Genomic DNA, 12,851 nt, shown 5'->3' on the forward strand with positions numbered 1-12,851 from the left:
GTGCAGCCCACTGAAAATGCGCGTTGGTGCCTGGCACCGACGCGCGGTCAGGGGCGGGAGCGGAGGACTTTGCCGGGGCGGGCGCCGGTTGCAACGCCGTCGGTGAACGTGACCACACCCGACTTGATCGTGTGTCGGTAGCCGTCGACGTCCTGGAGCAGGCGTCGCCCGCCGGCGGGCAGATCGTGGACCATGTGTGGCGGGTGGAGGTGCAGCGCGTCGTAGTCGATCACGTTGACGTCGGCGACCATGCCGGGCACCAGCCGACCACGGTCGGTCATCCCGTAGGCGTCTGCGGTCGCGGACGTCTGCAGTTGGACGGCGCGTTCGATCGGGATCTTCGGTCCGCGGGTGCGGTCGCGGGTCCAGTGGGTCAGCATGTAGGTCGGGAAGCTGGCGTCGCAGATCAGCCCACAGTGCGCGCCGCCGTCGCCAGCACCGGGAATCGTCGCGGGGTGTTCCAGCATCTCGCGGATCGCTTCGTGATCGTGTCCGTGGTAGTTGCCGAGCGGCGAGAACATGAAGTTCTTCCCGTCGTTCTCGATCATCCAGTCGATCACGACCTCCTCGGTTCGGCGGCCCTCGCGTTCGGCCACCCCCGCCGCACTCGACTCGGCGGTCGGTTCGTAGTCGACCGGATCGCCGAGCCGGTAGATCTGGTGCCAGGCCGTCGCCATGTAGGTGACGAAGCCGTCCCGGGTCTGGGGTTCTTCGGACAGCAGACGCTCGACGAACTCCGGATCACGCAACAGCGCGACGCGATCTTCGAGCGAGTCGCCGCGGTGCGGGCGATAGCTCGGGTGCGCGATGAACGGATGGAACGAACTCTGCAAGCCGTAGAGCATCCCGGTCGGTCGGACGGCGACCTGCGGGATCATCGGGGCGGTCTCCTCGGTCACACGGCTGGCCTCGGCGAGGGCGTCGCGGAAGGCGGTCGGTGACCGTGGCGTCTGCGCCAGGGTGTACGTCGTCGGGCAGCCCATCTCCTTGAGCGTGTCGAGCCAGTCCTCGTCGCCGCCGGTTCCCTGATCGTCGGAGACGTACTGGAAGAGGGCGTGGCCCGAGTCGCGCACCGCCTCGGCGATCGCGATCACCTCGTCGGGTGTCGAGTTCGTTCCGGGCACGAGGCCGTGCTTCGACGTGTGCAGGAACGTCCGCGACGTCGAGAACCCGTAGGCCCCCGCCGCGAGAGCGTCGCGGGTGATCTGTGCCATCTCGGCGATCTCGTCCGGGGTGACGTCGTACTCGTGGGCGCGCTCGCCGAGCACGTAGGCGCGCACGGCGGCGTGTGGGAGCTGACCGCCGACGTCCATCGTGCGCGGCATCTCCTCGAGCGCGTCGAGGTACTCGCCGTAGGTTTCCCACCGCCAGTCGATGCCCTCGTGGAGTGCGGTGCCGGGGATGTCCTCGACGCCTTCCATCAACTCGATGAGGAATCCCTCCGCGCCGGCACGGACCGGAGCGAAACCGACACCGCAGTTGCCCATCATCACCGTGGTGACGCCGTGATGGCTCGACGGTGCGAGCTCGGGATCCCACGACACCTGTCCGTCGTAGTGGGTGTGGACATCGACCCAGCCCGGCGTGACCAGCGTGTCGGTCGCGTCGATCTCGGTCGCGCCGGGTGCATCGATCGCTCCGACCGCGGTGACCACGCCGTCGTCGATCGCGATGTCGGCCACGCGCGGTGCTGCGCCGGTTCCGTCGACGACCGTTCCTCCTCGGATCACCAGTTCGTGCATGTGCCATTCTCACCCAGTTCGCCCCGCGGCACCGAGTCGCGGGAGCGCGCCCCGACCGGCTGCGCCCCGACCGGCTGCGCGACGTGCGTAGTCTCTGCGATGGCCATGGTTGCTGTTGTGGTTGAGGTCGCTCCGTTGCCTCCGCTCGACGAGCATTCGTTGTTCGTCTTCTGGTGTCAGCTGCTCGTCGTCCTCGGCGTCGCTCGTGCCGGCGGGTTCCTGGCTCGTCGCTTGGGCATGCCACGGGTGATCGGGGAGCTGCTCGCCGGTGTCGCGCTCGGGCCGTCGCTCCTCGGGCAGGTGTGGCCGAACGCATTCGAGTGGCTCTTCCCGGCCGACGAGCGGCAGGCGGGTCTGCTGCTCGGGCTGGCGTGGATCGGGATCGTATTTCTCCTCGGGATCACCGGTGCCGAGATCGACATGTCCTCGATCCGGCGCCAAGGTCGAGCGGCGACGACCGCGACGATCGGGAGCCTCATCATCCCCCTGTCCGTCGGTGCCGCGGTGGGTTCTCAACTCCCGGGGCGGTTCCTCGGTGAGTCGTCGCGCTGGGTGTTCGTGATGTTCTTCGCTGTCGCGTTCGCGATCTCGTCCCTCCCGGTCGCCGCACGGATTCTGGGTGACCTCGGTCTGATGGAGCGACCGGTGGCCCACCTCGCCCTCGGTGTCGCCACGGTGAACGACATCGTGGGGTGGCTCCTGCTCGGCGTCGTTGTCGGGGTCGCAGAGTCGGGTGCGATCGAGGTCGGAAGACTGTTCACGGCGATCATGGTCGTCACGATCACGACCGTGTTGGTGCTGCGCTTCGGACCGCGCGTCCTCGATCGGACAGCGGCCGAGATGGAGCGACGGTCGGGCGGCCCGGCAGCCGAGGTCAGCCTGCTCGTGCTGACCATCGTCGCGGTCGGAGCGGTCACCCACGCAGTCGGCATCGAGGTGGTGATCGGAGCGTTCATCGCCGGGATCGCGATCGGCGGCAGCCGCCTTCGTCACAGCGTCGGCTTCGGCGCGCTCGAGTCGGTGACCAACGGGATCTTCGCCCCCCTGTTCTTCGCGATCGCCGGAATCCGAGTCGATCTCACGGAGTTGGCCTCGCCGACGGTCGCGGTCTGGGCGATCGTGATCACGGTGGCGGCAACCGCAGCGAAGCTCATCGGCGCGTACGGCGGCGGGCGAGCCGGCGGTCTCGGTCGTCGTGACTCGATCGGACTCGGGGCGACGCTCAATGCGCGTGGCGCGCTCGAGATCGTTGTCGCGACGGTCGGTCGATCGCTCGACGTGATCGGCCCGACCGCCTACACCGTCATCGTCGTGATGGCGCTCGTCACGACGGCCCTCACCGGACCGATGTTGCAGTTGATCTATCGCCGCCGGCCGTCGCCGGAGGAACTCGCTTCCTGAGACGCGTCCCGCGGCAGCGCTGATGGTCGGAACGGTCGGGCCTGTGGGACATCGAGCGCTGGGACCGGGAGTTAGGGGGATGGTTTCCGCAAAATCGCAACCTGGGTTGCACATCGACCGTCGAAGCGCAACGTACGTTGCGGTTTTCGTTCGCGTTCCCCCGGAAGCGACCCGTCCTGCTGACGAGTCGCGGGCTGATCAGTCGCCGTCGAACGCAGCGTCGAGTTCGTCCATCGCCGAGGGGGTCATCGACGTGTAGACCAGTTCGGCGCCTTGGAATCGGCGGGCCTCGGTCGCCAACGCGTGGACCTGGACGTGCTCGGCGAGCACGACGACGGTCGACGTTCCCGGCTCGACGGCATCCTTGAACCAGTCGACCCACTCGTCGGGGATCCCGAGGTCGACCACCTTCGCCGCGACCGCGCCTGCTCCGGCACCGATTCCGATTCCGGCGATCCAACCGACCGGTCCGCCGATCACGAGGCCGAGCAAGCCGAGCCACACGCCACCGCTGACCGCCGCCTTGCCGGGGCTCGGGTCGATCGTCTCGGTGACGGTGACCTTGCCGCCGTCCTGTTTCGTGACCGTGACGGCGTCCTTCAACTGCAGCACACCGTCCTGGCGCAGGCGGGCCATCGCGAGGAGGTACTCCTGAGCTTTCAGCGCGCTGTCGAACGACACCCCGATGATGACGGGCGCATCCGGATCGGACACGACTTGATCGTGTTCCTGGAGACCTGCCCGCAGCGACGGGTCCGGCGGTGCGAATGCGGCGCTGGTGTCGGGTTGATCGCTCATGCTCTAGTTGTACCCGTTCCGGACGGCCGTTGCGCTGCGGGAGTGTCCCGGGGACGCTCGCCGGAGCGCTCGCCGCAGCGCTCGGGCCGGCCGGTCGGTCATCAGCGGATCGGTTCGTACGCGGGCAGTGACTCCCCGGGCGGCGGTTCGGAGTAGATGGTCACGGCACCGTCGGTGACGAAGGCCTTCGGCGGTCCGCTGGGGATCTCGCCCGGCTTGTAGCGGATACCCCCGTCGACGTACTGCCAGAGTCCGTTCCCGTCGCGGTCGATCTCGTCGGGGCCGGTTGCGGTCGGGTCCCACCAGATCTCCGTCACGTCGTCGACGCCGCGGTAGTCCGGTTCGAGGTCGTCCGGCCAGATTCCGTGGGTTCCCCATGACAGCGACGATCCGGTCAGGGCACGTGGGCTCGGCTCGAGGCGGAAGGCCGCCTCGTTGAAGGACTCGTCCGTGAGGTCCGGTCCGGCGGCCTGGATGAAGGCGTAGAACGTGCCCGGGACCGGCGTGATCACGCCGATGTCGTCCGGTGCCGGAGGCGGCTCGCCCTGGAACCATTCGTAGATCGCGTACGAACTGTCGACCGTCCGGTCGACCCGGGCGGCCAGGTTGGACACGCCGAACGCGTTCGCCCACTGTTCTTGGTCGTAGGTCCGGGAGAACGCCGCGGTGTCGACGAGGACCGAGCCGGTCACGATCCACTCCGGAAAGTAGTTCTGCGCGGTGGCTTCGTTGGTGAAGTCGCGCGGGGCGATCGGGTCACCGTTGAAGATCACCGACGTGACCCCGGCTTCCTTCATTCGGGCGATCACGGTCGCGGCGGATTCCTGGAGGGTCGCCGGGTCGAGCGCGTAGCTCTGCGATTCGGCGATCTCGAAGCCGTTCGCCGCGGCGTTCTCCTCGAAACGCTCGTTGGCGGTGACCGACGCTGCGCTCGACTCGAGCCAGATCCGGCCGAAGACCCGCTCGGTCTCGTGCATCGATTCGTCGCCCGCGTGAATGGCGGGTTCGCCCGCGAGGCGGTTGCCGATGTACTCACCCACGAGCAGGTCGAGTTGGTCGGGCCCCTTCGTGATCCCGTACGCGAGCCCGGCGTTGTCGGTGTACCACTCGCTGTTCTGGCCGGGTCCGCAGCTGAAGCACGGGATGTCGCGGGCGGCGAGTTCCTCGGCGAACGCATTGGTCAGCGACGGTCCTCCCCACACCATGAACGGGTCGAACTCCTCGTCGATCCGCACGGCGTCGGCGCGTGCGGCGGCTTCGTCGTTGACGATTCCCGAACCCTCCACGACGATCAGCTCGACCGAGCGGCCGTAGGTCTCGAAATAGGTCTCGTAGTACTCGATCATCCCGCGCAGCGTCGCCTCGTCGTCGGCGTTGGTGTCGTCGTTCGAGATCGCCGAGGTGATGAACTCGAGGATCGGGTCCTGGTCCTGGCTCAGCCACCAGACGATGGTGATCGTGTCGTCGGTGACGCCGCGAGCGGTGGCACCTCCGTTGTCGCCCTCATACGGCGCGTAACACTCGGTGGCGTAGAACGTCTGCACCTTGACCCGCCCGGTCTCGGTGTCGCAACGCTCACCGAAGTCGACGTCGAGCCCGAGATCCTGAGCGACGCTGTAACTCATCACCCCGTCCGGCAACGGACTCTCGGGTGCCGCTTCGTCGTCGGAGGTCGGTGTCGCATCGTCGGCGTCGTCGGCGTCGTCAGCGGTCGTGTCCGGCGCGGCCGTCTCGTCGGCGGTGTCGGGCGACGTGTCGGCAACCGTGGCCTCGGTGTCGTCGGTGGTCTCGCTCTCACCGGACGTCTCCGGTGCCGCGGTGTCGTCGGTCGCGACGGGGGCGGCCGCGTCATCGCCTCCCGCGAAGATGATGACGCCGACGACGACGAGCGCCACCACGGCGATCGCCGCGATCGGTCCGTAGCGCTTGAGGGCGCGGCCGGTGTCGCTGTTCGAACCCTGGGCTGATGCGGGTTGCATGGTGGCTCCTTGTTGGTCGGTCGGTGTGGTCGTGGATGCGGGTCAGGTCGTCGTCGAGTTCGAGCGGTGGATGGCGGCCGGATCGGTCCCGAGGTAGGAGGCGACGACGTGGGGGTCGGAGAGCACCTTCGCGGGGGTTCCCACACAGATGACCGAACCCTGGTCGAGCGCGACGACACGGTCGGCGATGGCCGACAGCAGGTTCATGTCGTGTTCGATGACGAGCAGCGCGGAACCCATCTCGGTTCGCATCCGTTCGATGACCGGGGCGAGTGCCTCGACTTCGCGCTGGGCGATGCCGCTCGACGGCTCGTCGAGGAGGACGACGGTCGGGCGGTGGGCGACGACACAGGCGAGGTCGACGATCCGCCGGCTTCCGGTCGAGAGTTCCCTGATCCGCTTGTGGCGGTGGGGACCGAGGTTCATCAAGTCGATCAACTCGTCGACGCGACGGCCGATGTCGGCTTCGCTGTCGAAGGACGCGGGGAGGTGCAGGGCTGCCGAGATCGGATCACGCGAGGAGATCCAACGTTCCAACGCGACGGCGATCGTCTCGGAGACGGTGAGCGACGGGAACAGGCGCGCGTCCTGGAACGAGCGACCGAGGCCGTGTCGGGCACGCTCGCTGGCGGTCGCCGACGTGAGGTCCTCTCCGGCCACGGCGACCCGCCCGCTGTCGGCGGGTGTCGTGCCACCGATCAGATCGAACAGCGTGGTCTTGCCGGCCCCGTTCGGTCCGATGAAACCGACGATCTCGCGTTCGGCGACGTCGACGTCGACATCCGAGACGGCGCTCACGCCACCGAATCGTCGCGACAGACCGCGCACCGACAGCGCCGGTGTCGCCGGTGTCGCTGGTGTGACCGTTGAGGAGGCGGTCTCGCCCGCGTGACCGTTCGACGACGGAACCACGACCGGCGCGGGTGTCGCCGGTGCGATGTGGTCGCCGAGGAAGACCGAGCGGAGCAGATCCTCACGATCGACCAACTCGGCGGTCGGCCCGTGGAATCGGATCCGGCCGCGTTCCATGAAGTAGGCCGTGTCGGCCAGTTCGAGCGCGACGTTGACCGACTGCTCGACGAGGATGATCGTGACGCCCGTCGCGGAGATCCTGCGGACCATCTTCATCAGCTGTTCGACGACGACCGGTGCCAATCCGAGCGACAGTTCGTCGATCATCAGCAGGCGCGGGGTGACGAGGAAACTCATCCCGAGCGCAAGCATCTGCTGCTGCCCACCGGAGAGGTTGGCGGCGGGTTCGTCGAGCCGATTGGTGAGCGCGGGGAAGGTCTCGAGCACGGTCTTCATCGCGGTGTCGAGCTTTTCGTGGTCACCCCGATTGAGCCATCCGGCCGCGTCGAGGTTCTCGCGCACCGTCAGACCGGGGAACACCCCGTGACCGCCGGGGATCTGCACGATGCCGTGACCGGCGATCTCGTTCGGTGGGGCGTGGGTGATGTCGCGACCGTCGAAGATGATCGCCCCCTGGTCGGCTTCGACGACACCCGAGATCGCCTTCAGGAGTGTCGACTTCCCGGCTCCGTTCGTTCCGAGCAGCGCGACGACCGACCCCTCGTCGATCTCGATGTCGACGTCGTGCAACACCCGGACCCCGGAGTAGCCGACGTTCACACCGCGGCAGAGCAGGAGCTTCACCTCGCCACGGCGACGCTGGTTCATCACTTCGGCGCGGGCGAGAGCGGTGGTGCGGACCTGGATGATGTCGTGGTTGACGAGCTTTCCGCCGCTCGCGATGACCAGTCCGCCGATGACGAACACCGGGACCATCATCGCCATTCCGGTGCGGATGCCCCAGGAGTCGGCGATCCAGCCGATGAACGGGAGCATCAGCAACCCCGGCAGCACCCACAGGGATGCCATCGAGAATCCCATCGCGCGAGCACGCGGCGGGATCGCGAGGGAGAGTGACGCGAGGATGCCCGGCCCGACGATCGCCAGGCAGAGGGCGATCAGGAAGTTGGCGCCGATCGCGACGGCGAGATTCGGGACGACGGCGAACACGAGCGACAGCGCCGCGGTCACGACCGAGACGACCGCGAGGAACTTGAGGATCAGACCCGGATCTCGAACGACCAGCTTGCTCGCGATGCGGGCACCGATCAGGAGTCCGATCAGCTGACCGGGTTCGGACGTTGCTGCGACGACTCCACGCGCCCGTTCGTCGAGCCCGTAGGCCTGTTCGTACAGCAGCGACGCGAGTGTCGTGAATCCGATCAGCGACACGGCCAGGAACGGCATCGCGATGAAGATCCGACGCAGCGTCTCGATCTTCCAGCACATCCGCCACGCCTCGGCGTACGACGGAGGAACCTCCTCGGTGGCGACCGCCTCGTCGTCGCCACCCGCGAGTCGGCGTTCGTGTCCACCCCGGACCGGCTCGCGCAGGCGGAGTCCGAAGAAGACGAGGATCAGCGTCGGGATGGCGAAGACGAAGAACGGGGCTCGCCACCCGAACTGGTAGGCGAGGATTCCCGCCGTGATCGGGCCGACGATCGCACCCACCGCGTTGGCGGCACGGTGGAAGCTGTACACCTTCGGTCGGCGGTCCGGTTCGAACCAGTCCGCGAGCAGCGAGTTGTGCGTCGGGTCGTTGACCGCCTTGCCGAGCGCCGATCCGGACCGTGCGAAGCCGAGCATCACGATGCCCGCAGCGAGGCCGGTCATGAACGAGAAGCAGGCCCAGAGGATCGCCCCGAGCAGCGCGATCCGGACCCGCGGGTACCGGTCGGCGAGCCCCGCGATCGGGACCTGCAAGGCGAGCGCGATCGCCAGCACGGCGGCGATCAGGGTGAGCAGCCCGGTGAATCCGAGTCCGAACTCCTCACGGATCTCGGGCGACAGGATGGCGAACGCCGTCCGGTCGAGTTCGTCGACGGCGTTCAGGCCGAACAGGATCAACAGCGCGTACAGCGGACCGTCACCGGTGATCGAGCGCATGAAACCCTCGCGCTTGACCGGCGTCTCGGGTTGGTCGGGTGTGCCCGGGGTGTCGGGGGAGACGGTGTCGGTCATGCGGGTGTCACCGCTTCGATCTCGTTCTCGTCACGTCCGGGTTCGCCGGTCGCGACCTCGTCGGTGTCGGTCGTGTCGATCAGGTCGTCCGCATCGTCCCCCTCGACGATGCCCCGACGCGCACCGAACCAGCGCAGCGTGAGATCGCGGAGGTCGTACCAGAGCGATGTCAAGCCGCCGGGCGCGACGAGCAGGATCCCGAGCAACCCGATTCCGCTGGCCAGGAGTCGCCACGAACCCTGCAACCAGTAGAACGTGCCGTTGAAGTAGAGCGAGCCGAGGAACGCACCGAGCGGGCTCCCGAGCCCGCCGATCACCGCGCCGGAGAAGATGAGCAGGTTGAACTGAGCGTCGTCGACGACGAGCGCCTGCTGGTGGTGGACCACGAGCGATCCGGCGAACGCGGCAAGGAATCCGGAGATCGCGAATGCCGTGAGCTTGGCGCGCACGGGGCTGACGCCGTACGACTCGACGGCCGCTTCGTTGTCGCGGAGAGCGATCAGCACGCGACCGGTGCGACTGTTGCGGATCCCGCGGACCGCACCGAAGGCGAGCAGCATCGCGATCAGCGAGATGTAGTAGATCGCCCGCGACGACGACCAGTCGATGACACCGAAGATCGGATTGCGTTCGACCCGCCCGGTCGGGAGCCAGTCGAAGAACCGTGGGTTGAGGAAGTAGCCGCTGACGGTGATCGCGAAGGCGAGTGTCGTGACGGCGAGGTAGGCGCCGCGGAGGCGGAGGGCGGGAACGCCGACGACCAGCGACGCCAACGCCCCGATCGTTCCTGCGGCGAGCGTGGCGAGCGTGATGTCCCAGTGCCAGCGTTGCGTCAACCATGCGCTCGTCGCGGCACCGACTCCGGCGAACGCCATCTGACCGAGCGAGAGTTGGCCGGCCCAGCCGGTGAGGACGCCGAGCGACATGAACGTGATTGCGAACAGGAAGATCAGGCCCATCCGGACGACGACCGTCGTGCCGAACAGCGACGGGAAGACGGCGAAGGCGGTCGCGATCGCGACGATCGCGACGATGCGGCCGATCCGGACGACCGGGAGCTGTCGGTAGACGGCCGCGATCGGCCGGGTGTCACCCGCGTTCTGCCAGGAGGAGGTGTCCATCTCGGCACGCATCCCGCGCGTGCGGCGCAGGAGCAGCGCGACCACGATCACCACGCCGGTGATCGCGCCCATCTTCGCCTCGGCCTCGATCGAGCCCGAGTTCCACACGACCGCCTCTTGCAGGATTCCGAGCGCGAGTGACGCGGCGATGATCGTCGGAAGGTGCACGAGGCGACCCAGGGTGAGCGCGGCCAACGACCGGAGCAGCAGCAACAACCCCAACGCACCACCGACGGGCAGCCCGTAGATCCCGGCGCGGAGGAACAGGGCGATGAAGCCCAACACCGTCGCCACCGACCACACGATGCTCTGCAGGCCCTTGACCGGGATTCCGAGCATCGCGGCGCGGCTCGGCAGTTCGGCGGCGGCGCGGATCGCGATCCCGATCCGGGTCGTGCGGAGCAGCAGGCCGACGGCGATCATCGCGAGCGGGGCGAGGATCAAGGCGATGACGTGGTTCGCGTTGAAGACGCGCGAGCCGATCTCGAAGTCGATGTCGAACGGCGCCTCGATCCGCTGCGATTGCACTCGAGCTCCCCACCACCCGGGAAGGAACAGGGCGCCGACGCCGATCAGTTGAGCGACACCGATCGTGGCGACCGTGACGACCAGTCGCGGTGCGTCGAAGAACCGTCGGATGATGAGGAACTCGACGGCGATCCCGAGGACCGCTGCGGCGACGAGGCCGATCCCGAAGGACAGATACCAGCTCAGGCCCGACTCGATGATCAGCATCACGGCGAGCACCGCAGGGAGCAGACCGAGTTCGCCGGCGGTGAAGTTGAGGACCCGGTTGGCGCGGAACACCAGGTACATCCCGAGTGACACGAGACCGGTGATCAACCCGAGGATCAGACCGGCGAGCAGCGCACCTGCGGGCGCCGGGAAGAACAGTTGTTGGATGACGACCAGAACGATCGGCCAGGCGAGCCACGACACACGGTCGAGGCCGACGCGGATCTTCACGGGACCGTGACCCGCCGTTCGAGCACGAACTCGTACTCGAGGTAGGAGTTGACGTGCTCCTGGCCGGGCGCCGGGGGGACGAGTTGTGCCGACTGCAGCAGCATCCAACCGTCACGCAGCGCGCCGACCCCGTTGGCGTAGGGGGGCTTCCCGGGTGCGGCGGCGTCGGGGAGCTGCGGTCCCACCCCGTCGGTTCCGTCGTGGAACGCCCAGCCGACCACCTTCTCGTCGAGCGACGAGCCGTCCAACCACAGGTAGAGCACCTGTTGACGGGTCGTCACGTCAGCGCCGACCCGCGCTGAGCTGACACCAATCCCGAGCGACCTTCGAGTCGGGTCAGGTAGTAGTCGACGTCGAACTCGTCGTCGCCGGTGAGGTAGCGCCACAGGAGCGCACGCTGCATCTGGTCGTTGCGGTAGTCGGTGACGCCCATCCACGGATGCCATGTGCGGAAGATCTCCGCGACGCTGCCCGACTGCATGCGGGCGAAGATGTGGTCGGACGGCGGATTCTGGCGCTCGGACAGATCGCTCGTGTCCCACAGCCGGACCTGCGGCTCGGTCGGGTTGAGCCGGATCTTGTAGAGCCACCGTTCGTTGTCGCTCGGATTGGGCTGTCCGGCGTGCCAGAGCCCGTGGTGGAAGACGAACACCGATCCGGCCGCGCAGGACACCTGCTGTTCGCCGACGATGTGGTGATAGCGGGACAGTCCCGAGGATCGCACCCGCGTGAGATGGCTGCCCGGCACGAAGCGCGTGCCACCCGCACCTGGCTCCACCGCGCTCGGATACCAGAACAGTTGGACGTCGAACGTCGGATCCGGCGTATCGGTCGTGGCGTCGACGTGGAGCGGTTGGAGGTACCGGCCGCCACTCGGGATGTGGTGCACCCAGTCGTGGTCGAACGTGGGGTTCGTTCCGACGAGCGACTCGATGATCCCCCGGATCTGAGGCAGCCGCAGGTACTCGCCGATCGCGGACGGTGCGGGGTAGCAGTCGGCCAGAGGGGTCAGCGTGTGCGGCGGCTTCATCCCCTCCGGGCGCAGGCGTTCGTCGTTGAGACGGGCGATTTCCTCGACCGCCCGCTCGTTGACCTCATCGGGCACGATGGCGTCGAAGCGGAGAAATCCGTTGGCGACGAACTCGGCCATCTGGCGCGTCGACAGACGGTGTTCGGTCACGCGCTGTTCTGCTGATTCGATCAAACCATTCCCCCAAGGACGGTGACCAGCGACACAGTAGAGAGCGCGGACCCCCAGCGCCAAACAATCGCCATATTCACGGCACAAACGCGCTGTCGGTGTGTGCGCCCGGTCAACCCAGTGCAGCGAAGTTCGTGATCGCGGCCGTCAGATCCTCGACGAATGCTTCGGGATCGGCCACGGCCGCGACGTCGGTGGAGATGCCGATCTGCGCTGTGCCGTCGTAGCTGAAGAACGTGAGGTTGATCGCCGACCCGGCGAGCGGGCCGAACGCGAAGAAGTCGGTGACCCGGGTGCCGGCGAGGAAGACGGGGAAGGGTGGGCCCGGAACGTTGGACGTCGTCACGTCGACCCCGCGCATCATCCCACCGACCACTCCGGCCGAGACCGAGCCGCCGAGTCGACGCACGACGCCCGCGATGTCGGCCGTGTACGGGAGCGCCGGTTGGCTGCGGACGTCGCGCAACAACGCCTTGGTCGGCGTGTTGCAGCAACGACACCATTCTCTGGCCGTCGGCGATCGCGCAGCACCGGGTCGCGTTCGAGTTCCCACATCATCGCGTCGTTGGCCGACATCCACTCGTCGGCTGGTCCGGTTTCGTTCGTCATG

The 12,851-nt window shown here is 67.6% G+C and carries 9 protein-coding genes; 1 reads left to right on the forward strand and 8 read right to left on the reverse strand.

Features of this window, described 5'->3' with window-relative positions:
* Positions 1 to 47: 47 nt before the first annotated feature.
* Complete coding sequence (locus WBV89_RS04595; protein ID WP_423980159.1) at positions 48 to 1,742, reverse strand: N-acyl-D-amino-acid deacylase family protein; 1,695 nt, start codon at positions 1,740 to 1,742, stop codon at positions 48 to 50.
* A gap of 117 nt (positions 1,743 to 1,859) precedes the next feature.
* Between WBV89_RS04595 and WBV89_RS04600 the strand changes: the two genes are divergently transcribed.
* Complete coding sequence (locus WBV89_RS04600) at positions 1,860 to 3,143, forward strand: cation:proton antiporter (RefSeq protein WP_423980160.1); 1,284 nt, start codon at positions 1,860 to 1,862, stop codon at positions 3,141 to 3,143.
* Between the two features lie 198 nt (positions 3,144 to 3,341).
* Here WBV89_RS04600 and WBV89_RS04605 read toward each other — a convergent pair whose 3' ends face one another.
* The 7 genes from WBV89_RS04605 to WBV89_RS04635 form a co-directional block, all read right to left on the reverse strand.
* Entirely contained in the window at positions 3,342 to 3,941 is a 600-nt protein-coding gene (locus WBV89_RS04605) for a DUF1269 domain-containing protein (protein ID WP_423980161.1), read from the reverse strand.
* 101 nt (positions 3,942 to 4,042) lie between these two features.
* Positions 4,043 to 5,920: a hypothetical protein gene (locus WBV89_RS04610; RefSeq protein ID WP_423980162.1), complete on the reverse strand. Its 1,878-nt coding sequence runs from the start codon at positions 5,918 to 5,920 to the stop codon at positions 4,043 to 4,045.
* 42 nt (positions 5,921 to 5,962) lie between these two features.
* Positions 5,963 to 8,953: an MFS transporter gene (locus tag WBV89_RS04615; RefSeq protein ID WP_423980163.1), complete on the reverse strand. Its 2,991-nt coding sequence runs from the start codon at positions 8,951 to 8,953 to the stop codon at positions 5,963 to 5,965.
* Positions 8,950 to 11,040 (reverse strand): ABC transporter permease, encoded by a 2,091-nt coding sequence (locus WBV89_RS04620; protein ID WP_423980164.1) that lies wholly within the window; start codon positions 11,038 to 11,040, stop codon positions 8,950 to 8,952. Before WBV89_RS04620 ends, WBV89_RS04615 begins: the two co-directional genes overlap by 4 nt.
* The gene (locus WBV89_RS04625; RefSeq protein WP_423980165.1) at positions 11,037 to 11,321 is read right to left on the reverse strand and encodes a hypothetical protein; all 285 of its coding nucleotides are present in this window, start codon (positions 11,319 to 11,321) and stop codon (positions 11,037 to 11,039) included. Before WBV89_RS04625 ends, WBV89_RS04620 begins: the two co-directional genes overlap by 4 nt.
* On the reverse strand, positions 11,318 to 12,220 hold the full coding sequence (locus WBV89_RS04630) for a phytanoyl-CoA dioxygenase family protein (protein ID WP_423980166.1): 903 nt from the start codon (positions 12,218 to 12,220) through the stop codon (positions 11,318 to 11,320). Before WBV89_RS04630 ends, WBV89_RS04625 begins: the two co-directional genes overlap by 4 nt.
* Positions 12,221 to 12,353: 133 nt before the next feature.
* Entirely contained in the window at positions 12,354 to 12,707 is a 354-nt protein-coding gene (locus WBV89_RS04635; RefSeq protein WP_423980167.1) for a WS/DGAT domain-containing protein, read from the reverse strand.
* Positions 12,708 to 12,851 lie beyond the last annotated feature (144 nt).

Source organism: Ilumatobacter sp., assembly GCF_049588435.1.
Classification (GTDB): Bacteria; Actinomycetota; Acidimicrobiia; order Acidimicrobiales; family Ilumatobacteraceae; genus Ilumatobacter_A.